The organism is Streptomyces sp. NPDC057963, from assembly GCF_042887155.1.
Classification (GTDB): domain Bacteria; phylum Actinomycetota; class Actinomycetes; order Streptomycetales; family Streptomycetaceae; genus Streptomyces.
The window spans coordinates 32924-56790 of sequence record NZ_JBHVPX010000015.1; the positions used below are offsets into that span (position 1 = coordinate 32924).

22 protein-coding genes and 1 pseudogene are annotated in these 23867 nt (G+C 71.3%); 16 read left to right on the top strand and 7 right to left on the bottom strand.

Annotated elements, in window-relative coordinates; translation table 11 throughout:
• Positions 1-2: 2 nt before the first annotated feature.
• Entirely contained in the window at positions 3-1400 is a 1398-nt protein-coding gene (locus ACFVT1_RS30010) for a GntP family permease (RefSeq protein WP_389800935.1), read from the top strand.
• A 265-nt stretch (positions 1401-1665) separates the two neighbouring features.
• On the top strand, positions 1666-2115 hold the full coding sequence (locus ACFVT1_RS30015; protein WP_362206257.1) for an ASCH domain-containing protein: 450 nt from the start codon (positions 1666-1668) through the stop codon (positions 2113-2115).
• Positions 2116-2330: 215 nt separating this feature from the next.
• Here the strand turns inward: ACFVT1_RS30015 and ACFVT1_RS30020 are convergent, their stop codons facing one another.
• Both ACFVT1_RS30020 and ACFVT1_RS30025 read right to left on the bottom strand, forming a co-directional pair.
• Positions 2331-3635: a carboxylesterase family protein gene (locus ACFVT1_RS30020; RefSeq protein ID WP_389800938.1), complete on the bottom strand. Its 1305-nt coding sequence runs from the start codon at positions 3633-3635 to the stop codon at positions 2331-2333.
• A complete protein-coding gene (locus ACFVT1_RS30025; protein ID WP_389800940.1) occupies positions 3632-4981 on the bottom strand; it encodes an MFS transporter in 1350 nt (449 codons plus the stop codon). Before ACFVT1_RS30025 ends, ACFVT1_RS30020 begins: the two co-directional genes overlap by 4 nt.
• A 269-nt stretch (positions 4982-5250) precedes the next feature.
• Between ACFVT1_RS30025 and ACFVT1_RS30030 the strand changes: the two genes are divergently transcribed.
• From ACFVT1_RS30030 to ACFVT1_RS30065, 8 genes are read left to right on the top strand one after another with little or no spacing between them, the layout of a single operon-like run.
• A complete protein-coding gene (locus ACFVT1_RS30030) occupies positions 5251-6726 on the top strand; it encodes a 2-hydroxymuconic semialdehyde dehydrogenase (protein WP_389800941.1) in 1476 nt (491 codons plus the stop codon).
• Entirely contained in the window at positions 6723-7538 is an 816-nt protein-coding gene (locus tag ACFVT1_RS30035) for a 2-keto-4-pentenoate hydratase (RefSeq protein WP_389800943.1), read from the top strand. Before ACFVT1_RS30030 ends, ACFVT1_RS30035 begins: the two co-directional genes overlap by 4 nt.
• Positions 7535-8515, top strand: coding sequence for an acetaldehyde dehydrogenase (acetylating) (locus tag ACFVT1_RS30040; protein WP_389800945.1), 981 nt, complete (start codon positions 7535-7537; stop codon positions 8513-8515). The genes ACFVT1_RS30035 and ACFVT1_RS30040 overlap by 4 nt, the downstream gene beginning before the upstream one ends.
• A complete protein-coding gene (gene dmpG, locus ACFVT1_RS30045; RefSeq protein WP_362206263.1) occupies positions 8512-9543 on the top strand; it encodes a 4-hydroxy-2-oxovalerate aldolase in 1032 nt (343 codons plus the stop codon). The genes ACFVT1_RS30040 and dmpG overlap by 4 nt, the downstream gene beginning before the upstream one ends.
• A complete protein-coding gene (locus ACFVT1_RS30050; protein WP_389800947.1) occupies positions 9540-10304 on the top strand; it encodes a 2-keto-4-pentenoate hydratase in 765 nt (254 codons plus the stop codon). The genes dmpG and ACFVT1_RS30050 overlap by 4 nt, the downstream gene beginning before the upstream one ends.
• The gene (locus ACFVT1_RS30055) at positions 10304-10759 is read left to right on the top strand and encodes a RidA family protein (protein ID WP_389800949.1); all 456 of its coding nucleotides are present in this window, start codon (positions 10304-10306) and stop codon (positions 10757-10759) included. Before ACFVT1_RS30050 ends, ACFVT1_RS30055 begins: the two co-directional genes overlap by 1 nt.
• Entirely contained in the window at positions 10756-11277 is a 522-nt protein-coding gene (locus ACFVT1_RS30060) for a 3-hydroxyanthranilate 3,4-dioxygenase (protein WP_389800951.1), read from the top strand. The genes ACFVT1_RS30055 and ACFVT1_RS30060 overlap by 4 nt, the downstream gene beginning before the upstream one ends.
• Before the next feature lie 2 nt (positions 11278-11279).
• Positions 11280-12290 (top strand): amidohydrolase family protein, encoded by a 1011-nt coding sequence (locus tag ACFVT1_RS30065; protein WP_389800953.1) that lies wholly within the window; start codon positions 11280-11282, stop codon positions 12288-12290.
• 408 nt (positions 12291-12698) lie between these two features.
• On the opposite strand, the gene ACFVT1_RS30070 is transcribed toward ACFVT1_RS30065, so the two are convergent.
• The 3 genes from ACFVT1_RS30070 to ACFVT1_RS30080 all read right to left on the bottom strand — a co-directional run bounded on the left by ACFVT1_RS30070 (position 12699) and on the right by ACFVT1_RS30080 (position 17648).
• The gene (locus tag ACFVT1_RS30070) at positions 12699-14519 is read right to left on the bottom strand and encodes an acyl-CoA dehydrogenase (protein WP_389800955.1); all 1821 of its coding nucleotides are present in this window, start codon (positions 14517-14519) and stop codon (positions 12699-12701) included.
• 273 nt (positions 14520-14792) lie between these two features.
• Positions 14793-15749 (bottom strand): LysR substrate-binding domain-containing protein, encoded by a 957-nt coding sequence (locus ACFVT1_RS30075; protein ID WP_389800957.1) that lies wholly within the window; start codon positions 15747-15749, stop codon positions 14793-14795.
• 243 nt (positions 15750-15992) lie between these two features.
• Positions 15993-17648 carry an FAD-binding dehydrogenase gene (locus ACFVT1_RS30080; RefSeq protein WP_389800959.1) on the bottom strand — a complete coding sequence of 552 codons (1656 nt, stop codon included), beginning with the start codon at positions 17646-17648 and terminating at the stop codon, positions 15993-15995.
• Between the two features lie 239 nt (positions 17649-17887).
• Here ACFVT1_RS30080 and ACFVT1_RS30085 point away from each other — a divergent pair, with 239 nt between their 5' ends.
• From ACFVT1_RS30085 to ACFVT1_RS30105, 5 genes and pseudogenes are all read left to right on the top strand, one after another.
• Positions 17888-18781 carry a DMT family transporter gene (locus tag ACFVT1_RS30085; RefSeq protein WP_389800961.1) on the top strand — a complete coding sequence of 298 codons (894 nt, stop codon included), beginning with the start codon at positions 17888-17890 and terminating at the stop codon, positions 18779-18781.
• A 39-nt stretch (positions 18782-18820) separates the two neighbouring features.
• A pseudogene (locus ACFVT1_RS30090) lies at positions 18821-18904 on the top strand (3-alpha-hydroxysteroid dehydrogenase); the annotation flags it as partial.
• A 33-nt stretch (positions 18905-18937) separates the two neighbouring features.
• Positions 18938-19459, top strand: a complete 522-nt coding sequence (locus tag ACFVT1_RS30095; protein ID WP_389800963.1) for an NUDIX hydrolase — start codon at positions 18938-18940, stop codon at positions 19457-19459.
• Between the two features lie 132 nt (positions 19460-19591).
• The gene (locus tag ACFVT1_RS30100; protein ID WP_389800965.1) at positions 19592-19984 is read left to right on the top strand and encodes a YidH family protein; all 393 of its coding nucleotides are present in this window, start codon (positions 19592-19594) and stop codon (positions 19982-19984) included.
• Positions 19981-20292 (top strand): DUF202 domain-containing protein, encoded by a 312-nt coding sequence (locus ACFVT1_RS30105; RefSeq protein ID WP_362206274.1) that lies wholly within the window; start codon positions 19981-19983, stop codon positions 20290-20292. Before ACFVT1_RS30100 ends, ACFVT1_RS30105 begins: the two co-directional genes overlap by 4 nt.
• Before the next feature lie 30 nt (positions 20293-20322).
• On the opposite strand, the gene ACFVT1_RS30110 is transcribed toward ACFVT1_RS30105, so the two are convergent.
• Positions 20323-21267, bottom strand: coding sequence for an NADP-dependent oxidoreductase (locus ACFVT1_RS30110; protein WP_389800967.1), 945 nt, complete (start codon positions 21265-21267; stop codon positions 20323-20325).
• Between the two features lie 131 nt (positions 21268-21398).
• Positions 21399-22688: a glucarate dehydratase family protein gene (locus ACFVT1_RS30115; protein ID WP_389800969.1), complete on the bottom strand. Its 1290-nt coding sequence runs from the start codon at positions 22686-22688 to the stop codon at positions 21399-21401.
• A 151-nt stretch (positions 22689-22839) separates the two neighbouring features.
• On the opposite strand from ACFVT1_RS30115, the gene ACFVT1_RS30120 reads away from it, so the two are divergent.
• Positions 22840-23862, top strand: a complete 1023-nt coding sequence (locus tag ACFVT1_RS30120) for a phosphotransferase family protein (RefSeq protein WP_389800971.1) — start codon at positions 22840-22842, stop codon at positions 23860-23862.
• The last annotated feature ends 5 nt before the right edge of the window (positions 23863-23867 follow it).

Below are 23867 nucleotides of genomic sequence, written 5' to 3' on the forward strand. Positions count from 1 at the left end.
CCGTGACCAGTCTCAGCGTCGAGATGCTGGCAGCGGACGCCGTCGAACCGATCACTTCGGCAGGCAACGCGCAGTTGGGCATCGCCGTACTGGCGGGCATCGCCGTCATCGTTCTGCTCATCACCAAGTTCAAGATGCACGCGTTCCTCGCGCTGACCATCGGCTCGCTGGCGCTGGGCTCGTTCGCCGGTGCCGCGCCGGCCAAGACCATCGCCAGTTTCACCGCCGGCCTCGGCTCGACCGTCGCAGGAGTCGGTGTCCTCATCGCGCTCGGCGCCATTCTCGGCAAGCTGCTCGCCGACTCCGGCGGCGCGGACCAGATCGTCGACACCATCCTGGCGAAGACGAGCGGCCGGGCCATGCCGTGGGCGATGGTCCTGATCGCCTCGATCATCGGCCTGCCGCTCTTCTTCGAGGTCGGGATCGTGCTGCTGATCCCGGTGGTGCTGCTCGTCGCCAAGCGCGGCAACTACTCCCTGATGCGGATCGGCGTCCCGGCACTGGCCGGTCTCTCCGTGATGCACGGGCTGATTCCGCCGCACCCCGGCCCACTGGTGGCGATCGACGCCCTCGGTGCCAACCTCGGCGTCACGCTCGCGCTGGGGGTGCTGGTCGCGATCCCGACCGTGATCATCGCCGGGCCGGTCTTCTCCCGCTACGCCGCCCGCTGGGTGGACATCAAGGCTCCGGAGAAGATGATCCCGCAGCGCCCCTCGGAGGAGCTGGAACGCCGTCCCGGCTTCGGCGCCACCCTGGCGACGATTCTGCTGCCCGTCGTGCTCATGCTGGTCAAGGCCCTGGTCGACATCGTCGTGGACGACCCGGAGCAGAGCGTTCAGAAGGTCACCGATGTGATCGGCTCGCCGCTGATCGCGCTCCTCGCCGCCGTCATAGTCGGCATGTTCACGCTGGGCCGGGCGGCCGGTTTCTCCAAGGGCCGGCTCTCCACCACCGTGGAGAAGTCCCTTGCCCCGATCGCGGGTGTGCTGCTGATCGTGGGTGCGGGCGGCGGTTTCAAGCAGACCCTCATCGACGCCGGTGTGGGCCAGATGATCCTGGACTTCTCCAAGGACTGGTCGATCCCGGCGCTGCTGCTGGGCTGGCTGATCGCCGTCGCGATCCGGCTCGCGACCGGCTCGGCGACCGTGGCCACCATCTCGGCGGCCGGCCTGGTCGCCCCGCTGGCCGCCGACATGTCGACGTCCCACGCCGCCTTGCTGGTCCTCGCCGTCGGCGCGGGCTCGCTCTTCTTCAGCCATGTCAATGACGCCGGGTTCTGGCTGGTGAAGGAGTACTTCGGAATGAACGTCGGTCAGACGATCAAGACCTGGTCGGTGATGGAGACCATCATCTCCGTGGTCTCGCTGGCCTTCATCCTGCTGCTGTCGCTGATCCTCTAGCGAGCGGCTCCCCACGCACGGTCCTCCCCCCTCGGCGCGAGCCAGGACCGTGCCCGACGGCGCCCGCCGACCCGCGCATGCCACGGCATGCCCCCGGGCCGGCGGGCGCCGTCGCACTGTGCGGCGGACACCCTGCCCGCCGCCCCCCACCGGCAACCCCGGCCGGTCACCGAACAGTTGACGCCGCCCCCGCCTCTGCCGGACGCGGCGGCGGGCGGATGCCGGACCCGGCTCCGGGTCCGCGGCACATGTCAGACTTGGCGCCATGGCGAACCGTGAACCTCTCAAGCCCTTCCTGCTCACCTTCCCCGGCCCGCTGCGCGATCGCCTGGTGGCGGCGGTGCTCGCCGGTGCCAAGGTGTCGACGACCGGGCTGCTCGCGGAGTACGAGGCGGAGAACGAGGAGCTGCCTCCGGTGGGCGAGCGGTCCGCGCTGATCGACTCGGACGGCCGGGAGATCGCGGTGCTGGAGGTGACGGAGGTACGGGTACTGCGCCTCGGCGACGTCGACCTCCAGCACGCGATCGACGAGGGCGAGGGGGACACATCGGTGGCCGAGTGGCGTGCGGGACACGAGAAGTTCTGGCACAGCAAGGAGATGCGGGAAGCACTCGGCGACCCGGAGTTCACGGTCGACGACGACACCATGGTCGTCGCCGAGCGGTTCCGGGTCGTCGAGCTGCTGGATCCCGTCGTGGGCGCGACGGAACGGTAGGCGGGGCCGGACGGCCGGGGCCCAAGGTCGCGGGGAAGACAGCCGGGGGCCAAGGTCGCGGGGAAGACGGCCGAGGGGCGGACGACTGGTGGTCTCCGGCCACGGGCCGGACGGCCGGTGCCTACGGTTGGGGGACGGACGACCGGTACCTACGGCCGGGGCGGACGGCTGGTGGTCTCCGGCCACAGGCCGGACGGCCGGGGACGGCCGGGGGACTACGGCCGCGGGGAGGGAATCTCGCGGCAGGTCAGGGGCGGGGCGACGGTGCCGGGACGGCCGGTGCGGGCGAAGCCGGTCCAGGCGGCGCGCATCGCCCTGCCGAGGCCGTCCACCTCGTCCCAAGGGGTGTGCCCCAGCATCGGGGAGCGTCGCCAGGCGGCACGGGAGCCCAGGAGCAGCGGCAGCTCCACGCAGTGCGTGGCGCCGAAGTCCGATCCCGCCGGGCGCCAGTCCAGCCGGTAGGCGTGGACCCGGGCACCGGCCCGTACCAGCCGTCGGCCCAGGGCGTCGAGCGGTTCGGCGTAGATCCGCCGGGTCGGGCCGGCCGGGTCGCCGTTCTCACCCGTCTCACCCCTCTTGCTCACCTCACCCGTCTCGCTCTCCTTACCCATCTCTCCCATCTCTCCCGTCTCGCCCGTCTCTCCCGTCTCTCCCGGGAAAGCGGACATGTCGTCCGCGTTCCAGCCGTACATGACATCCATGCCCCGTACCTGCGCGTCGAGGGCGTCATCGGCCGTCGCGACCGGTCCGAACGGCGGTTCCAGGATGGAGCCGGAGCGTTCCCGGTGGGCGAGCGCGGTGTCCCGTTGGGCCGCGAGCAGGGCTTCCGGGGCGGCGGTCCGCGAGTCGTCGCCGGGGGCGTGGACCGCGAGCCGTTCGGCGAAGATCCGGCCGAGCACAGCCGCGTCGGCCCGCGACCGGGTCGCGATCGCCAGCGGTGCGCTCTGCAGGATCGCGCGGTGGAACAGCCCGCGGGCTTCGGGCAGCCCCATCAGCAGCCGGATGGAGAGCGCGCCTGCGGACTGCCCGAAGACGGTCACATCGGCCGGGTCGCCTCCGTACCCGGCGATGTGCGTGTTCACCCAGCGAAGCGCTTCGAGCTGGTCGTACAGGCCGAGGTTGCCCTCGGCGACGCCGTCGAGGCAGAGGTATCCGAGCGCGCCCAGGCGGTAGTTGACGGCCACGACGACGACATCGCCCTCGGCGGCGAGCGCGCCTGCGTCGTACCAGTCCAGGAGGCCCGCGCCGCTGCTGAATCCACCGCCGTGGAACCAGACCAGCACCGGGCGCGCCGCGGTGTCGCGGGCGGGTGTGGTGACCGTCAGGTTCAGGCAGTCCTCGCCCTGCGGGTGCCGGTCGAGCGGCGGTCCCATCACGGCGTCGAGCCTGGACGGCAGTTGCGGACAGATCTCCCCGCTCGACGGGCGGGTGTCCTGACCGCGCACCGGACGGGGCCGTGCGAAGCGTTCGGCCTCGGCGTAGCGGATCGGCCCGGACCGGACCACGGCGGGGCCGGTCACGCGGTGCCTCCGGAGAGCGATTCCATCGGCGCCGGAACCGGCTCGGGCGCGCCCTCGGGCACCAGGCGGAACAGGGCGACGGCGCCGGCCAGGCTGACGCCGCAGATCCCGACGAGGTACCACGTCACCCCGGTCGACGACCCGCCGGAGTTGAGCAGCGCCGTGGAGATCATGGGGGCCAGACCACCGCCGAGGATGGCGCCGCCCTGCAGGATCACCGAGGAGCCCGAGTAGCGGACGTTGACGGGGAAGGTGTCGACGATGATGCTGCCCTGCACGCAGTGGGTGACCGGGATGATGAGTCCCATGCCGAGCAGCGCGACGACCGCGAGGGCGGAGTTGCCGGTGTTGAGCAGCGGGAAGAAGGCGACGCACCAGAGAAGGATGGCGGCGGATCCGGCGATGAACATGGTGCGTCGGCCGTGCCGGTCGGCGATCTTCGTCCACACCGGAATGGTCGCGAACCACAGGGCCGCCGCGACGGTGACGCTCACGATGAGGAACTGCTTGTCGTAGCCGAGGTGCTGGGAGCCGTAGGACAGCGTGAAGACCATGAACACATACGCGACGGCCGAGTTCGCCACGACGGCGAGCAGGGTCAGCGCGAGCCTGGGGAAGCCGACCTTGAGGGACTCGGCCAGCGGGAACCTGACCACTTCGTCCTGGGCGCGGACGCGGTCGAAGGACGGCGACTCGGTCACCCGCAGCCGGATCACCAGCCCCACGGCGACCAGTACGAAGCTGAGCAGGAACGGGATGCGCCAGCCCCACGAGGTGAACGCGTGGTCGCCCAGAGCCGCGTTGGTGGTCAGGAAGACGACGTTGGCCAGGACCAGGCCGCCGGGTGTACCCATCTGCGGGAAGCCCGCGTACAGGTTCTTCTTGCCCGGCGGCGCGTGCTCCATCGACATCAGGGTGGCTCCGGCGCCCTCGCCGCCGAGTCCGATGCCCTGGATGATGCGCAGGGCGACCAGGAGGACGGGTGCCCAGAATCCGATGGAGTCGTAACTCGGGATGGCGCCGATGAGGGTGGAGCCGATCCCCATCAGGACGAGGGAGACCACCAGCGTCGCCTTGCGGCCGATGCGGTCTCCGTAGTGGCCGAAGACCAGGCCGCCGAGCGGACGGGCGATGAACCCGACGGCGAAGGTGCTGAACGCGGCGAGGGTGCCCGCGGCCGGGCTGAGCGAGGGGAAGAACTGCTCGTTGAAGACGAGTGCCGCGGCCGTGCCGTAGAGAAAGAAGTCGTACCACTCCAGCGTGGTGCCTGCGAGCGTGGCGAGGGCGGTTCTGCCGGCAGCGGCTCGGGCTCCGCCCGAGCGTGCTTCCTGAGGTGAAGTGTTCACGGGGTGACCTATCACTTGGATGGCGGGCTGTGGGCGGTGCGCTCCGGACAGCCGCTACGACGGCCGGGCTTCACCCGTCGTTAACCGTGGATCCTGATGCCCTGAGACATGACACACAAATGCCGAATCGGGGACCGGTCATACCCGTTCGGGTATAGCGGAGACCCTGGTCTCCGCGATGTCCAGACACCTGGGTATGCCAGTTCAGTTATGCCTCCGCACAAGAATCGCATTTGTCCGGCATGGCTGTGCCGATCACAGTGGGACGCATGACGGCAGAGACAGGGCGGTGGATCCGCAACTTCGTGGCCGGGCAGTTCGTGGAGCCCGACGAGAACCGCAGCTTCGACAAGACCGACCCGGCCACCGGCCAGGTGTTCGCCCGGGTGCACGAGGCGGACAGGGAGCTGGTTGACCGCGCCGTGGCAGCGGCCCGGCGGGCCCTGCACGACGGCTGGGCGACGACCCCGGTACGGGAGCGCGCGGCGCTGCTGCGGCGTGCTGCGGACCGGATCGAGGAGCGCTTCGAGGAGTTCGTCGCCGCGGAGATCGCGGACACCGGGAAGCCGGTCACCCAGGCCCGGGAGCTCGACGTCGCCCGTGCTCTGGCGAACTTCCGCACCTTCGCGGACGTGGTGGCCGCCGCCGGACAGGAGTCCTTCCTCACCGACCTCGCGGGGGGTCGCCAGGCGCTCAACTACGCGGTGCGCAAGCCGCTCGGCGTCGTCGCGGTGATCGTCCCGTGGAACCTGCCCCTCCTGCTGCTGACCTGGAAGGTCGCCCCGGCCCTGGCCTGCGGCAACGCCCTGGTCGTCAAGCCCAGCGAGGAGACCCCCGCCACCGCCACGCTGCTGGCCGAGGTGCTCGCCGAGGTCGGGCTCCCCGCCGGGGTCTACAACGTCGTCCACGGCTTCGGCGGCGGCTCCGCGGGGGAGTACGTGACCTCCCACCCGGGGATCGACGGCGTGACCTTCACGGGTTCGTCCGCGACCGGCTCGCACGTCATGAAGACCGTCGCGCCCCGGGTCCGCCCGGTGTCGTTCGAACTGGGCGGAAAGAACGCCGCCGTCGTCTTCGACGACGTCGACGTGGACGAGGCGCTGACCGGGCTGACCAAGTCGGTCTTCACCAACACCGGTCAGGTCTGCCTGTGCACCGAGCGGGTCTACGTACAGCGTTCGGTCTTCGCCGACATCGCCGAAGGGCTCGCCGAGCGCGCCCGGGGACTGCGGCTCGGCCGGCCGGCGGACGAGCGGACCACCACCGGACCGCTGATCTCCCAGACCCACCGCGACAAGGTGCTGGGCTACTTCGAGCTGGCCGAGCAGGCCGGGGCGAAGGTGCTCACCGGCGGTGGCGTACCGCAGCTCGGCCCCGGGCTGGCCGGCGGATCCTGGATCGAGCCGACGCTGTGGACGGGGCTGACCAACGCGGACCGCGCGGTGCGCGAGGAGATCTTCGGCCCGGTGGCCGCCCTGATCCCCTTCGACACCGAAGCGGAGGCGATCGCCCTGGCCAACGACACCGAGTACGGCCTCGCGGCCTCGGTGTGGACCAACGACCTGCGCCGCGGCCACCGGGTGGCCCAGGCGATGAACGTCGGGATGGCCTGGGTCAACACCTGGTTCCTGCGCGATCTGCGCTCCCCGTTCGGCGGTGTCGGGCTCTCCGGCATCGGCCGCGAGGGAGGCGCGTCCTCCCTCCACTTCTACACCGAGCCGACGAATGTGTGCGTACAGCTGTGACCGATCACGACAACCCCGGCCGCTGCGCGCGGATCGACGCGGCCGTGGCGCGCCTGACGGCCGCTGCCGCCACCGGCACTCCGTGCGCCCCCGTCCGGGAGTTCCTGGGCCGCGACGACATCGATGCCGCCTATGAGGTCCAACGGCGTCTCGCCGCCGCCAGAAGCGCGGCCGGAGCCCGGGTGGTGGGCGCCAAGATCGGCCTCACCGCCCCTGCCGTGCAGCAGCAGTTCGACGTGTTCCGGCCGGACTTCGGAGTGCTCTTCGACGACATGATGTACGCGCACGCCGAGCCGCTGCCGCTGAGCCGGTTCCTCCAGCCGCGTGCGGAGGGCGAGATCGCCTTCGTCCTCGGCCGGGACATCGACCGGCCCGGCGCGGGCGTCGCCGATGTGCTGCGGGCCACCGAGTTCGTGCTGCCCGCCGTCGAGATCGTCGATTCGCGGATCAGCGGCTGGGACCTGGCCATCACCGACACCGTCGCCGACAACGCCTCCAGCGGCGCGGTCGTGCTCGGCACCACTCCGTATCCGCTGAGCGGGCTCGACCTCTCCCGCGTCGGCATGGTGCTCCAACGGGACGGCGAGCCGGTCTCCTTCGGCGCCGGTCACGCCTGCCTCGGCTCACCGGTCGTGGCCGTGGCCTGGCTGGCGCGCGAACTGGCCGCGCGGGAGCAGCCGTTGCGGGCCGGGGACGTGGTCATGTCCGGGGCGCTCGGCCCGATGGTGCCGATCGAGGGCCCCGGCCGGTACCGGCTGGCGCTGGACGGGCTCGGCGAGGTCGAGGCAGTCATCGAGGAGGAGACCAAGTGAATTCCCACGCAGGCGGCACAGCGGCCGGCCATGCTTCCGGCACCGTTGCGGTGGCCGTCATCGGGTCCGGCAACATCGGAACCGACCTCATGATCAAGGTACTGCGGCTCTCCAGGACGCTGCGCATGGGCGCGATGGCGGGCATCGACCCCGACTCCGACGGGCTGGCCCGCGCCGCCCGGCTGGGGGTCCCCACCACCCACCGCGGTGTCGAGGGGCTCCTCGCACTGCCCGGGTTCGCCGAGATCGAGGTGATCTTCGACGCGACCTCGGCCAAGGCCCATGTGCGCAATGCCCGACTCGCCGCGGAGCACGGGAAGCTGATGATCGATCTCACCCCCGCGGCGCTCGGGCCGTTCGTGGTGCCGTCGGTCAATCTGGACGAGCACCTGGACGCGGCGGACGTCAACATGGTGACCTGCGGCGGCCAGGCCACCATTCCGGTCGTGGCCGCGATCTCCCGGATCGTGCCGGTCGCGTACGGGGAGATCGTCGCCTCCATCGCGTCGAAGTCGGCCGGTCCCGGGACCCGGGCCAACATCGACGAGTTCACCGAGACCACGAGCGAGGCGATCCGGCTGGTCGGCGGCGCCGAGGTCGGCAAGGCGATCATCGTGCTCAACCCGGCGGAGCCCCCGCTCGCCATGCGCGACACGGTCTTCTGCCTCGTCGAGGGCGAGCTGTCCGGCGCCGACCGGGACCGGATCACGGCCTCCGTCCAGCAGATGGCCCGGTCCGTGCGGGAGTACGTGCCCGGCTACCGGCTCAAGCAGGACGTGCAGTTCGACCCGGTCGAGGACACCGTCGTACCGGCCCTCGCGCGGCGGGTCACCGGGGTGCGGGTCTCCGTGTTCCTGGAGGTGCTCGGCGCCGGCCACTACCTGCCCGACTACGCGGGCAATCTCGACATCATGACCTCCGCCGCGGTGCGCACCGCGGAGAAGATCGCCGCACTCCGAGGACGGGTGACCTCATGAAGCTGTACGTCCAGGACGTGACCCTGCGGGACGGCATGCACGCGATGGGGCACATGTACACCGTCGACCAGGTGCGCCGGATCGTCGCCGCCCTCGACCGGTCCGGGGTCGCGGCCGTCGAGGTCGCGCACGGCGACGGTCTCGGCGGTTCGAGCGCGAACTACGGGTTCGGCGCGCACAGCGACGAGGAGTGGATCGAAGCCGCGGCGGACGTCCTCGAACACGCGAAGCTGACCACCCTGCTGCTGCCCGGCATCGGCACCATCGACCATCTGCGCCGGGCCCACGCCCTCGGAGTGCGCAGTGTGCGCGTCGCGACGCACTGCACCGAGGCCGACGTCGGCGCGCAGCACATCTCCTGGGCCCGGGAGAACGGGATGGACGTGTCCGGGTTCCTGATGATGAGCCATCTCAACTCCCCCGAGGGGCTGGCGCGTCAGGCCGCGCTGATGGAGTCGTACGGGGCGCACTGCGTCTATGTCACCGACTCCGGCGGTCGTCTGACGATGCGTGATGTCGCCGCCCGGGTCGACGCGTACCGGGAGGTGCTGGACGAGTCGACCGAGATCGGCATCCACGCCCACGAGAACCTCTCCCTGTCGGTCGCCAACAGTGTGACCGCCGTGGAGCACGGCGCGTACCGCGTCGATGTGGCGCTGGCGGGCCAGGGCGCCGGGGCCGGGAACTGCCCCGCCGAACCGTTCGTCGCCGTCGCCGACCTGCTGGGCTGGGAGCACGGCTGCGACCTGTTCGCGCTCCAGGACGCCGCCGACGACATCGTCCGGCCGCTGCGCAACCGGCCGGTCCAGGTGGACCGGGAGACCCTGACCCTCGGCTACGCCGGTGTCTACTCCAGCTTCCTGCTCCATGCCGAGCGCGCGGCGCGGCGCTACGGGGTCGACACCCGGCAGATCCTGCTGGAGGTCGGCCGGCGGCAGATGGTGGGCGGCCAGGAGGACCTCATCGTGGACATCGCACTGGACCTGGCCGCGCGGCGCGAGGCCCTGACGGAAGGGAGCGGCAAGTGATTCCGGCGGAACTGACCGGCATATTGGCTCAGCGGCTCGACACGGCGCAGACGTCCCGCAAGGACACCCCGAGCCTCGCCGACAGCCATGAGTTCGACATCGACGACGCGTACGCCGTGCAGGCGGCGCTGCTGGCGCTGCGGGTGGCGCGCGGCGAGCGGATCGTGGGCGTGAAGCTGGGGTTCACCAGCAAGGCGAAGATGGCGCAGATGGGTGTCTCCGACGTGATCGTGGGCCGGCTCACCGACGCGATGAGGATCGCGGACGGCGACGAGGTCGACCTGTCGCGCTTCATCCACCCGAAGGCGGAGCCGGAGGTCGCCTACCGGCTCTGCCGGGACGTGGACCTGGACGATCCGCTGACGGCCATCGAGTCCTGTGTGGACGCGGTGGCCCCGGCCATCGAGATCATCGACTCGCGCTACCGGGACTTCCGGTTCACGTACACCGACGTCGTCGCGGACAACACCTCCGCGGCCGGTTACGCGATCGGCCCGTGGCGGCCCCTGGAGAGCGTCGCCAACCGGGCGGTCCGGCTGCGTACCGCGACGGCGGACGCGGTCGGTTCGACCGCCGCGATCCTCGGCGACCCGGTGCGCGCGCTCCACGCGCTGCTGAACATGTGCCGACGCCGCAGCATTCCGCTGAAGGCCGGTCACGTGGTACTCGCGGGGGCGGCCACGGCGGCCGTGCCGCTGGTGCCCGGCGTCACCGAGTGCGAGGTGGCGGGGCTGGGATCCGTCGCCGTGAAGGGATACTGATGAACGGCTCACGGGTGATCGAGGGCAAGGCCACTCCGCGCGGGCGGTTCCCGCATGTGAAGGTCGCCGGGGACCTGGTGTTCGTCTCCGGCACCAGTTCACGCAGGCCCGACAACACGTTCGTGGGGGTCGAGGCCGACGAGTTCGGCACCACGCGGCTGGACATCCGGGCCCAGACCCGGGCGGTGATCGAGAACATCCGGGACATCCTCGCCGAGGTGGGCGCCGAGCTCTCCGACATCGCCCAGATCACCACCTATCTGGTGTCCATGAACGACTTCGGCGGATACAACGAGGTCTACGGCGAGTTCTTCGACGAGCAAGGACCGACCCGGACGACCGTCGCGGTGCACCAGCTGCCGCACCCCCATCTGCTGATCGAGATCCAGGCCGTCGCCCATCTGCCGCGGCCCCGCCCGTCACACACAGAACACAGCACGGAGGTGCCGTCATGACCGCCATCCCCCCGGTCATCGATTTCCAGGGCTGGATCACCGAGCACGAGCACCTGCTCAAGCCGCCGGTGAACAACCGCACCATGTCCCTGGGCCAGGACTTCATCGTCCAGGTCGTCGGCGGTCCCAACCAGCGGACCGACTTCCACCTCGACCCGTACGAGGAGTGGTTCTACCAGGTCAAGGGCGACATGCACGTCGACATCGTCACCGACGAGGGGCCGCGCACCGTGCACATCCGGCAGGGCGAGGCCTGGCTGCTGCCCGGCCATGTGCCGCACTCCCCGCAGCGGCCCGACGCCGGTTCGATCGGGCTGGTCATCGAGCGGGTCCGGGAGGAGGGCACCCTGGAGAAGTTCCAGTGGTACTGCCCCGAGTGCGCCGCGAAGATCCACGAGGTCGAGCTCCAGGTGCGGGACATCGTCGCGGATCTGCCGCCGGTCTTCGCCGAGTTCTACGGGGACGAGAAGGCGCGTACGTGTCCGGACTGCGGTGCGCTGCACCCCGGGAAGGGCTGAGCGTGGACCGCACGATCGACATCCATACGCATTACGTTCCGCGGGGCTGGCCGGATCTGACGGCCGAGGCCGGCCCGCAGGCCCCCTGGCTGCGGGTGGAGTCCGAGTCCGACGCCGTGATCATGATGGGCTCCCGGGAGTTCCGGCGGATCCGGGCCGACGCCTGGGACGCCGAAACGCGGCTGCGGGACATGGACGCGGACGGTGTGCACCGCCAAGTGGTCTCCCCCACTCCGGCGTTCTTCACCTACGGAAGCGGCGGGGCGGAGGCGGCGAAGGTCTCGCGCGTCTTCAACGATCTCGCGCTGGAGATCGTCGCCCCGGCACCGGACCGGCTGATCCCGTTCTGCCAGGTGCCGTTGCAGGATCCCGACGCGGCCTGCCGCGAGCTGGAGCGGAGCATCGCCAACGGGCACCGGGGGGTGGAGATCGGCAACCATGTCGGTGATCGCGACCTGGACAGCGAGGGCGTCGTGACCTTCCTCCAGCACTGCGCCTCGCTCGATGTGCCGGTGTTCGTGCACCCCTGGGACATGGCGAGTTCGCCCCGGCTGGACCGGTGGATGGCGCAGTGGCTCACGGCCATGCCCGCCGAGACCCATCTGTCGATCCTCGCGCTGATCCTGGGCGGGGTCTTCGACCGGATCGACGACCGTCTGAAGATCTGTTTCGCGCACGGCGGCGGGTCCTTCGCCTTCTGGCTCGGCCGGATGGAGAACGCCTGGCACGGCAGGAACGATGTCATCGGCACCTCGGAGCGCCCGCCCTCGCACTACCTGGGCCGGTTCTACGTCGATTCGGTCGTCTTCGACGACCGGGCCCTGCGGCTCCTGGTCGACACGGTCGGCGCGGACCGGGTGATGGTGGGCAGCGACTACCCGTACCCGCTGGGGGAACGGCCGGCCGGCCAGGTGGTCCGCAAGAGCGCCTTCCTCGACGACCGCAGCCGGGAGCTGATCACGCACGGCAACGCGGAACGCTTCCTCGGGCTGACGGGGGCGGACACGTCCTGAGGGCTGTTCCGAGCCGGGAATCGTGTTCATGCGGCCGACACGGCGTGCGAGGTGTCGGCGGCAGTTCTCGTCCGCACCTCTCCTGCGCGGTTCTAGTCTGCGGCTCTCGGGCGCGGCTCTCGTGCACGGTTTTAGTCCACGGCTCTCGTGCGCGGTTCTCGTCCGATGCGCCGTGCCCACGTCCACGGCGTGGAGCGGGCCACACCCGTCCCCCGGGTGCGGTCCGTTCCTCGTCCGACGGTGTCACTCCGCTTTCGGCCCCGTCCGTGCCGATGAACAAGCCTGCGTCCCGGGGGGCTCCCGGTCTCCAGTCCGAGAGCCGTCGACGCGGAACGCCTGCGGTACGGGCCTGCGGTACGGGCCTGCGGTCACGCGCTGGGGGCGGTCTTCCGCCCCGGCCGGAGGCTCTCACCCGGGCAGCAGGGCACCTTCGAAGCCCTCAGGGCGGTTGATGGGATGGTCGAGGAGGACCTCGTCCGCGATGGCGAATCCGTTCGTGAGGGTCATGGCGTGGGGTGCGAGGTCCGCGACGGCGCTCTCGGCCGCGTCGGGAAGCCTCCTCACCTGATCATTGGTCAGGTACCCCTCGGCGAGCAGGTCTCCGCTGTGCGCAGCGACGCGACGCAGGGCGAACAGGCGGTGCAGCAGAAGCAACTGGCGCCGCGCCTCGGGGTCCGGAGCCTGGGCGGCCGCGTCCAGAAGAGCTTCGGCGGCCTGGCCGTGGGCGTAGGCGTCGACCAGTTCCAGAGCCGGCGTGACGGTGGCGTTCCATCGGTTGAGGGGATCGCCGGCCTTTCCGCTGCGCAGGCGGGTACGTGCGCGCTGGTGCCAGATGCGCTCGATGCCCGCCAACAGGTCCTGGAGGAAGTCCGGATCGCCGAGGTCGCGGTCCTCGGGCGCCGCCTTGGGGCGCTCCTTCGGGGTGAAGTGTCCGAGGAGCATCTCGCCGGCGGCCTTGACCCAGATGACAAGGTTGTCGCCTTCCGCCGTGATGGTTCCCTCGTTGGCTGCCAGCTGGCCGGCGATCCCGTTGGCCAGGAAGAGCCCCTGCGCGCCGCAGCGTTCGCGGCACTCCGTCATGACGGCGCGGGCCCGCCAGGTGATCCAGCCCTTCGCTATGGCCGCGAACCGCTCACCGTTCTCCCGCTCCGACTCCGTTGCCTGCGCCCACCTCCGTACCGCGGCCCGGTGCAGGAGGGTCGCGGCGTAGCTGGTGGCAAGGGCGTCGACGAGCGGGGCGTGGTGGCTGCGGTGGGCGAACAGCGGGACGCTGCCGCGAGCCGACACACCCGAGGTCTGCCGCGTATGGGCATGCCGTACGGCCACGGCGAGCGCGTGGCGCATGACACCGAGGCTGTAGCCGCTCATGCAGAGCTTGCCGACGGTGACGCGGCCGATGGAGTGCAGGAAGCGCTTGCGGGGGCTGCCGATCGAGCTGGTGAAGTCGCCTTCCGGCGTGAGGCGCCCGTGGTCGGACTGCAGAAGCGCGTCGTGCGGCAGCCGGACGTGGTCGAAGGAGGTGACGGAGTGGTCGACGGGGGCGGTGGCCGTCTGCGGCAGCCTGCGTATCCCGACTCCCGGCATGGGGAGCCCGGCGTCGTCGCTGAGCCGGGTGAGAAACAGGAAGACGCCCCGGTCCTTGCCGTCCGTGATCAGTCGGGCGGCGACGACAGCGGATTTGGGGCCGCCGGTGGAGCTGGTGTTCGGCATGAACTTGGCCGCGGCCGCATGGGGAGTGTGCAGCACGAACTCGCCCGTGGTGCGGTCGTACGTGGCGGTGGTCTCCAGTTGCGAGGCGCTGTTGCCGTGCCCGGCCTCCGTGCACAGGAACGTTCCTGTACGCCGCAGACGGGCGAACTCCCCCAGATCGCGCTTCGGACCCGACGCGTGGTCGACGAGGCTGCCGAGGAAGAGGTTGTAGTGGATGCTCGCCACTGTCCCCAGTCCCGCGTCCACCGGGCCGACCCATTCGTGGAGGGCCGCGAGTCGTTCCACGTCGGCCACGAAGGCCTCCGGCTCTTCGAGCGCTTCGTTGATCAGGTGTAAACGCTCGTAGGACAGCGCGGCCCGTTCATCGGGTGACAGCCCTTCCCGGAAGCGAAACGGCTCGGTGCTGAACAGCTTGCGCCAGGGCTCGTGGAACTCCTCCAGTTGTTCGCCGAAAAGCGCCCGCGTCAGCGCGGCAACGGTTGAAGTCGCCTGGTCAGAGGGGAGAGAGGTGTTGATCACGCTTCGGAACGCTAGCTCATACGTTCGGTGAGCACGGCGTGATGATCAACACGATTGAGATCATGAAAAGGGCGGTACTTGCCCGTTTCTGGGCAGGGCCAACCCTGCTCGGGCCGGGGAATGTGCGGGGAGGCCGCAGCGATGGCCGTCCGCCCGGTTCGACCCCTCGCGGACAGAGCGCAGATCCTCCGCTCCGCCCGGCGGCAGAGGGGCCCGGACCCGCCCGCGGCACTCCGGAGCCACCCCTCCGGAACGGCGCGGCTGCCCCGCCCGTCAACGCTGGGGGGAGTCGTCGCCGTCCGTGCCCTGCGGAGCCATTCCGGCGGCGATGTCCTCCAGGCTCCGGATCAGCGCCTGCGCGGAGGGGCCCAGCGCGCGGGCGGCCGACAGGGTCAGCCCGACGCTGTGGCCGATCGGGTCCAGCGGCACCGCCAGCCTGACGATCCGGGTGTCGTCCCGGGTGATCAGGCTGGGCAGCGCCGCGACGACATCGGTCTCCAACAGGAGTTGACGGACCGTCAAGAACGAGGTCGTCTCGACCCGGTTCATCGGCAGCGGCATCCCGTGCCGCGCGAAGAACTCCTCGATCTCCCGCCGCAGCGCGGTCTCCGCCCCCGGCAGGATCCACGGGTAGTCCGCCAGGTCCGCGAGCTCCACCGCGGACTGCCCGGCGAGCGTGTGCGAGGCCCGGACCACGAGCTCGACCGACTCGTCGTAGAGCTTGCGGCGCACGGTCCGCTCGTCGGAGGGAACGGTGAGCCGGCCGACGACGAAGTCGATGCGGCCCGCCTCCAGTTCCAGGAGCAGCGCCTCCGGTGACGCCTCCCGGACGATCACCGTCAGGTAGGGGCGCTCCTTCTTGATCTCGGCGATGGCCCGTGGGAGGAGCACATTGGACCCGGCCAGATGGGTGCCGACGATGACCGTTCCGCGGTCGGCGTCGGCCAGCTCCACCACATGGCGGCCCGCCTGCGCCAGCTGGGCCAGCACGGCCCGCGCGTGCTCGGTGAAGGCCGCGCCGAAGACGGTCGCGGTGACGCCCCGGGGGCCGCGTTCGTACAGCGGGACACCGAGGATGTCCTCCAGCTCGTGCAGGCTGCGGGTGGCCGCCGGCTGGGTGACATGGAGCTCCGCGGCGGCGCCGACGACGCTTCCCTGCCGGGAGAGCGCGTCGACGAGGACCAGGTGGCGCAACTTCAGCCGGCCGTCGAGGAGACGCGGGATCTTCACCCCACCGACTCTATCCGCGCCGGCTCCGGCCGCCCGGGACAGGGCCGGTCCGGGAGGCCGCCGCGCGTACGGTCCGGGACGGGGCCGCCCGAGCCGCCCGAGCCGGGTGCTGCGGCTGCGGTGGCTGCCGTCGCTGCGGTGACTGCGGTGGCTGCCGTCGCTGCGGTGGCTGCGGTGGCTGCGGTGGCTGCGGGAAGTCGCCCATCCGGGTCCTGGCCCGGCGGCCCGGGGCCGGGACAGCCCTCAGCCGACGGCCTGCGCCGCCGCCCTGCCCGCCGACCTGCCGGAGAAGACGCAGCCGCCGAGGAAGGTTCCTTCCAGCGAGCGGTAGCCGTGCACCCCGCCGCCGCCGAAACCGGCCGCCTCCCCCGCCGCGTACACACCGGGCAGCGGTGTGCCGTCCTCGGTGAGGACCCGGGAGGCCAGGTCCGTCTCCAGCCCGCCGAGCGATTTGCGGGTCAGGATGTTCAGCCGTACGGCGATCAGCGGGCCGGCCTTGGGGTCGAGGATGCGGTGTGGCGCCGCCGTCCGGATCAGCTTGTCCCCCAGATAGGTGCGGGCGCCGCGGATCGCGGTGATCTGGAGGTCCTTGGTGAAGGGATTGGCGATCTCGCGGTCGCGTGCGGTGATCTCGCGGCGCAGTTCGGCCTCGTCGATCAGCGGTTCGGCGGTGAGCGCGTTCATCCCGCGGACCAGTGCCGCGAGGTCCTTCTCGACGACGAAGTCCGCTCCGTTGTCCATGAACGCCTTCACCGGCGCCGGGACGTCCGCCCGCGCCCGGCCGATCACGTCGCGGATCGACTTTCCGGTCAGGTCGGGGTTCTGCTCGGAGCCGGAGAGCGCGAACTCCTTGCCGATGATCTTCCGGTCGAGAACGAACCAGGTGTAGTCGTATCCGGACTTCATGATGTGTTCGAGGGTGCCGAGGGTGTCGAAGCCCGGGAAGAGGGGAACCGGCAGCCGCTTGCCGCGGGCGTCCAGCCAGAGCGAGGACGGTCCCGGCAGGATGCGGATGCCGTGCCGGGCCCAGATGGGGTTCCAGTTCTCGATGCCCTCGGTGTAGTGCCACATCCGGTCGCGGTTGATGTGGTGGGCGCCGGCCTCCTCGGTGATGCCGAGCATCAGCCCGTCGACGTGGGCGGGCACCCCGGAGAGCATCTTCGCGGGCGGTGTGCCGAGCCGCCGGGGCCACTGCTTGCGTACGAGGTCGTGGTTGCCGCCGATGCCGCCGGAGGTGACGATCACCGCCTGGGCCCGCAGCTCGAACGTGCCGGCCGGCACGCGGCTGCTCGCGGTGCCGCGGGCGGCCGCGCTCGGCTCCAGTATCTCGCCGGTCACCGTGTCGACGGTGCCCGCGGTGCGGCCGAGGCCGGTGACCCGGTGGCGGAACCCGAACCGTACGAGGCCCTTCGCGACGCCCGCGCGGACCCGGCGCTCGAAGGGGGCGACGATGCCGGGGCCGGTGCCCCAGGTGATGTGGAAACGGGGCACGGAGTTGCCGTGTCCGTTCGCGTCGTAACCGCCGCGCTCCGCCCAGCCGACGACGGGGAAGAGCCGGAGCCCCTGGGCGTGCAGCCACGAGCGCTTCTCGCCGGCCGCGAAGTCGACGTACGCCTCGGCCCACTTCCGCGGCCAGTGGTCCTCCTCGCGGTCGAAGCCCGCCGTGCCGAGCCAGTCCTGGAGGGCCAGCTCATGGCTGTCCTTGATCCGCATCCGGCGCTGCTCGGGCGAGTCGACGAGGAAGAGACCGCCGAAGGACCAGTGCGCCTGGCCGCCGATGGACTGTTCGGGCTCCTGGTCGAGCAGGATCACCGAACGGCCCGCGTCGACCAGCTCGGCGGTGGCCACCAGACCCGCGAGCCCTGCCCCGATAACGATCACATCAGCGTCGTACGCCATGGGTTCCATCCTTGTCGGGGTTCGGGCGGTCCGGTCACGGCCGGGGCCGGGGTCAGGTCCCGGGTCGGGGCACAGTGCGGCTCCGGCGCGGACGCCGGAGGTTACTCGTGCGTCAGATCCTCTGCACCGGCCGCTGCGGCGTCAACCGCCCGGTCGGCGGCGTCCCGGCCGCACCCACGGGGCTCAGGCGCTATCGTCGGAACGAATCACCCACTTCTGGCCTGACTTGAGGTAGAAGCGTGTCGGTGCTGGTTCTCGTGCTCGCCGTGAGTGCCGCCTGCTGTCTGGGGTTCGGCTTCGTCCTCCAGCAGGCCGCCGCTTCGCACGCGCCGCGGAGCGACTACCTCTCCTTCCGGCTGCTGCTGGACCTGATGCGGGTGCCGAGCTGGCTGGCCGGGATCGGGTTGATGGTCTGCGGCATGGTGCTGGGCGCCCTGGCCCTGGGCAAGGGCGAACTGTCCGTCGTCGAACCCCTGCTCGCGACCAATCTGCTCTTCGCGATGGCCCTGTCGCGCCATCGCACCGGTCAGCGGCTCGGCCGGCAGGGCTGGGCCGGGCTCTGGATGCTGGCCGGCGGAGTCGCCGCCTTCCTCCTGGGGGGCCGGCCGCAGGGCGGGGAGGCGGTGACCGATCCGCTGCGGCACTGGCTGGTGATCGGCGTGGTCGTGGGCGCGGCCCTGCTGCTCACCACCATCGCCAAGCGCATGCAGTTCGGGGCCGCCCCGGCGCTGCTCGCGGTGGCGGCGGGTCTGCTGTACGGACTCCAGGACGCCCTCACCCGGGTCACCGGCCAGCGGCTGTCCGACAACGGCCTGACGGCGCTCGTGACGGCATGGCAGCCGTACGCGGTCGTGGTGCTGGGGGTGACCGGCCTGCTCCTGGTGCAGAGCGCGTTCGAGACGGGCCCGCTGCGGGTCTCGCTGCCCCCGCTGACGGCGGCCCAGCCGCTGGCCGGGATCGCCTGCGGGGTCGGCTTCCTCGGCGACCAGTTGCGTACCGACGCCGGGGCGCTGGCCTGGCAGGCGGCCGGTCTCGCGGCGATCGTCGGCGGAATCGTGCTGCTGGGCCTGCATCCGGCGATGCCGGAGGGGCCGGTGGGCGGGCGCCGGGAGAAGAGCCTGCTGCCGAGCTGAGCGGCGCCCTTCCGGCCCGCCCTTCCTTGCACGCCGATGGCCTCGTCCGTCACCGGCGCCGAACTCGCCGTGGACGGCGGCTGGACCACGGGCCCGACGGTCACGCACGTCATGGGGCAGTGAGCACCGCCGGCGGTCTGATGTTGGATGAGGGGCATGACTCCTTCTGACGAGATCCTGGACATCGTCGACGAGAACGACGTGGTCGTGGGGCAGGCCCCGCGCGGTGAGGCGACCGCGCGGGGCCTGCGCCATCGCTGCGTCTTCATCGAGGCCCGGGATGCCGGGGGCCGGCTCTTCGTGCACCGCAGGACCGCCACCAAGCTGGTCTTCCCGTCCCACTACGACATGTTCGTCGGCGGGGTGGTCGGCGCCGGCGAGTCGTACGACGAGGCGGCGCTGCGGGAGGCCGAGGAGGAGCTGGGGGTCTCCGGTCTCCCCCGCCCCGAGCCGCTGTTCACCTTCCTCTACGAGAGTGCGGAGCACTCCTGGTGGAGCCGCGTCTACCAGGTACGGTGCGAGCTGCCGGTGCGCCCGCAGGCGGAGGAGGTCGCCTGGCACACCTTCCTCACCGATGCGGAGCTGGAGCAGCGGCTCGGCGACTGGGAATGGGTGCCGGACGGCCTGGAGACGTACCACCGGCTGCGCGCCTTCCGGTCGGGCGGAGCGGTCTCCTGAGCCCGGCCTCCCCTCGCCGACCGTTCCGAGGTTGGTCGACCGCTCCAGGGTCCGTCGGCCGTTCCAAGGTTGTAGGCCCTTCCAGGATCCGTCGGCCGTTCCAGCGTCCGTCGGCCGTTCTAAGGTTCACGCGTGAACGAATTCGTACGGGGTCTGCGGCTGTGGTTCGCGCCGCAGCGGATCCGTGAAGAGGGCGACACCCCCGACTACCGGTTCTCGCTCGCCAATGAGCGCACTTTCCTCGCCTGGATCCGGACGGCCCTCGCGCTGATCGGCGGTGGTTTCGCGGTCGACCAGTTCCTCCCGGAGCTGTCGTGGGGCATCCGCGCGGGGCTGGCGCTGGCGCTGCTGGCGGCCGGTGTGCTGTGCGCGCTGCGGGCGATCAACCACTGGGTGCGGTGCGAGCGGGCGATGCGGCGCGGGGAGGATCTGCCGGTCTCCCGTTTCCCGACGCTGCTCGGTCTCGCCGTCGCCGTCGTCGCCGTGGCGATGGTGGTGGTCGTCTTCGGCTGGGAGGGCCGGTGACGGCCGACGGGCGCGACCCCGGGCTGCAGCCCGAGCGGACCAGGCTGGCATGGCGGCGGACGACCCTTTCCTGCACGGTGGCCGCGCTGCTGGCGGTCAAGCAGGCGCTGCACGGCGGGGCGGGCCCGGCCGCGCTCGTCGCCGTGTCGCTGAGCGCGCTGGCCTGGCTGGGTTTCCTGCTCGTGGCGCACCGGCGGGTCCTCGGGATGGAGACCGCCCGTCCGCAGCCGCTGTCGGCACGCGGGGCGCTGACCGCGGCAGCGTGCACGATCGCGCTCGCGGTGTTCGCCGCGGCCATGCTGTTCTGAGCCCCGGCACCGGACTGCGCCCGGTGCCGGTCAGACGTCGGGCGTCTCCCAGGGGACGGTGACGACGATCTTTCCGCGGGTACGTCCCTGCTCGTTCAGCCGGTAGGCGTCCGCCGCCCGTTCCAGCGGGAAGACCCGGTCCACATGGACCGTGACGATGCCCTGCTCGGCCAGTTCGGCCAGGTGGGCGAGGTCCTTGGCGTCCGGGCGCACGAAGGCGTAGCGGCCGCCGTACGAGAAGACCTCGCCGTCCGCGATGGAGGCCAGTCGGCCCCCCGGCTTCAGCACTTCGGCGGAGACACGGAGCGCCTCACCGCCGACGGTGTCGAACGCCGCGTCGACACCGTCCGGGGCCAGCGCCCACAGCCGGTCGGCGAGGCCGTCCCCGTAGGCCACCGGCTCGCCGCCGAGCTGCCGCACATGGTCGTGGTTGCGTTCGCTCGCGGTGCCGATGACGCGGGCGCCCGCGTGGCGGGCGAGCTGGACGGCGAGCGAGCCCACGCCGCCCGCCGCCGCGTGGACGAGGACCGTCTCGCCGTCCTGGATCCGCAGCGTGCGGTGGAGCACCTGGTACGCGGTGAGACCGGCCAGCGGCAGGCCCGCGGCCTCCTCGAAGCTCAGGCTCAGCGGCTTGCGGGCGAGGGTGCGCACGGGCGCGGCGACGTATTCGGCGAACGTGCCGCGGCAGAGGAAGTCCTCCCGCACATAGCCGATGACCTCGTCACCGACCGTGAACTCGTCGACGGCGACACCGGGCTGCACCACGACGCCGGACACGTCCCAGCCGGGGATCACCGGGAACACGGCTTCCAGACCGGAGTCGAGGTGGCCCTCGCGGGCCTTCCAGTCGACCGGGTTGACCGCTGCGGCCCGCACCTTCACCAGGACGGTGTCGGGGCCGACCTTGGGATCGGGCCGTTCGCCGTACTCCAGGAGGTCGGCCCCGCCGTACGCGCTGTAGCTGATCGCCTTCATGTACCGACCCTCGGCGCGGTCCGGGGCCCGCGCAACTCAGGCCGTGGGGGCCCTGCGCGCCGGATCCCGGGGGACCGCGGATGAACCGTCGGCCCCGCCCGGCGCCCGTCCGGCCCCCGCCCGCGCGGGCTTCACCAGCGCGGGATCGACGGGGTCCGCCAGCCCGGCTCGGCCTTGCGCATCGCGGCCGCGTCGTCGCGCTCGCGCATCGTGCCGTCGTCGTCGAGCCAGCGCCGGTGCAGTGCGGCCAGGCGAGCGCGGTCGAGCTCGACGCCGAGCCCGGGTGCGTCGGAGACGGCGAGCCGGCCGTCCCGGAAGACATGGCGGGTGGTGATGACGTCCTCGGTCTGCCAGGGGTAGTGGCTGTCGCAGGCGTAGTCGAGGTTGGGGACGGTGGCCGCGACGTGCGTCATCGCGGCGAGGCTGATGCCGAGGTGGGTGTTGGAGTGCATGGAGAGCCCGACGCCGAAGGTGCGGCAGATCCCGGCCAGTTCGCGGGTGCGGTGCAGCCCGCCCCAGTAGTGGTGGTCGGACAGGACCACCTGGACGGCGCCGCGGGCGAAGGCCTCGGGGACCTCGGCGAGGGTCGTCACGCACATGTTGGTGGCGAGCGGTACGTCGGTGGCGGCGGCCACCTCGGCCATCAGGTCCGTGCCGCTCGCCGGGTCCTCCAGGTATTCGAGTACGCCTTTCAGCTGCTCGGCGACGTACAGCGAGGTCTCCACCGACCAGGCGCCGTTGGGGTCGAGGCGCAGCGGCCGGCCGGGGAACTCCTCGGCCAGGGCGCGGATCGCGGCGATCTCCCGGTCGGGTTCGAAGACGCCGCCCTTGAGCTTGAACGAGGAGAAGCCGTGCTCACGCGCGAAGCGCCGGGCCTGGGCGACGACGCCGGCCGGATCGACGGCGGCGCCCCAGTCGTCCTGTTCGCCACCGTCGGGGTGGGCGGCCCAGCGGTAGAAGAGGTACGCGCTGTACTCGACGCTGTCGCGGACCTTGCCGCCGAGCAGGGCGTGCACGGGCAGGCCCAGGGACTTGCCCAGGGCGTCCAGGCAGGCGACCTCGAAGCCGGAGACGACGGAGAGCCGGAGCTTGTCGGCGGTCTGGGCGCCGCGCAGCCCACCGGCGTCGACCCGCTCGTCGGCCGCACGTGAATCACCGCACACTTCGTCGGCCAGGGCGAACAGGCCGTTCAGATCGCTGACCGGGCGCCCGGCGAGCGCGGCGGCGAGCGGCCGGGCGAGTTCGAGGTACTTGCCGTCCCCGTACGTCTCCCCGACACCGGTCACTCCCCCGTCCGTGACGACTTCCACGATGAGCCTCGGGGTGTACGGCTGGTGGACGCCCTGGGTGTTGAGCAGGGGCGGGTCGGCTATCAGGATCGGGGTCAGCCGGACTTCGTCGATCAGCAATTCTGGTCTCATACGTGAACCCTATTCAGGGATGCGACTGAGCACCAGACTCCGGACCAAGTCCGCACGGCGTCCACGCCCCGATTCCGGGAGTCCACTGGACGACATACCGACTGGTCGGCATCATGAACACCGACCGTCTCTCATCCCGGAGGTGCGCACGATGAGTCCAGTCCACCCGCCAGGTCTCGACCTCGACCGGCTGCGCGGACATCTCGACCGCGAGCGGCCGGGTCTGGTGAACGGACCGCTCGAAGCCCGGCTCGTCGAGGGCGGCCGGTCGAACCTGACGTACGTCGTCGCGGACGGCACCGGCCGCTGGGTCGTGCGCAGGCCCCCGCTGGGCCATGTCCTGGCCACGGCACACGACATGAGGCGCGAGCACCGGGTGATCAGCGCGCTGCACCCGACGGCTGTTCCGGTACCCGGACCGGTGCTGCTCTGCGAGGACGACTCGGTGATCGGTTCGCCCTTCTACGTGATGGAGTACGTCGAGGGCACGCCGTACCGCACGGCGGAGCAGCTCGCCCCGCTGGGCGCCGAGCGCACCCGGGAGGCCGTCCTCGGCCTCGTCGACACCCTCGTCGCACTGCACGCCGTGGACCCGGTGTCGGTCGGGCTCGGCAACTTCGGGCACCCCGAGGGCTTCCTCGACCGGCAGCTGCGCCGCTGGGGCAAGCAGCTGGACGCCTCCCGCGACCGCGAGCTGCCCGGCATCGACGAGCTGCACGCCGCACTCGGCCGGGGGCTGCCCGTCTCCCCCGCGCCCACCGTCGTGCACGGCGACTACCGCCTGGACAACGTCCTGATCGGCTCGGACGACCGGATCAAGGCCGTCCTCGACTGGGAGATGTCGACGCTCGGCGACCCGCTGACCGACCTCGGCCTGCTGGTGATGTACAGCTCCGACCTCGGCCTGGCCAACTCCCCGGTCTCCACCACCAGCGGCGCGGCCGGCCACCCCACCCCCGCCGAACTGATCGAGCGCTATGCCGCACGCTCCGGCCGGGACACCGCCGCCCTCTCCTGGTACACGGCGTTCGCCTGGTTCAAACTCGCCGTGATCCTGGAGGGCATCCACTACCGCTACACCCTGGGCCAGACCGTCGGCGCCGGCTTCGACCGCATCGGCGGCCTCGTCCCCGTCTTCATCGAGCACGGCCTCACCACCCTCCAGGAAGGCTGATCATC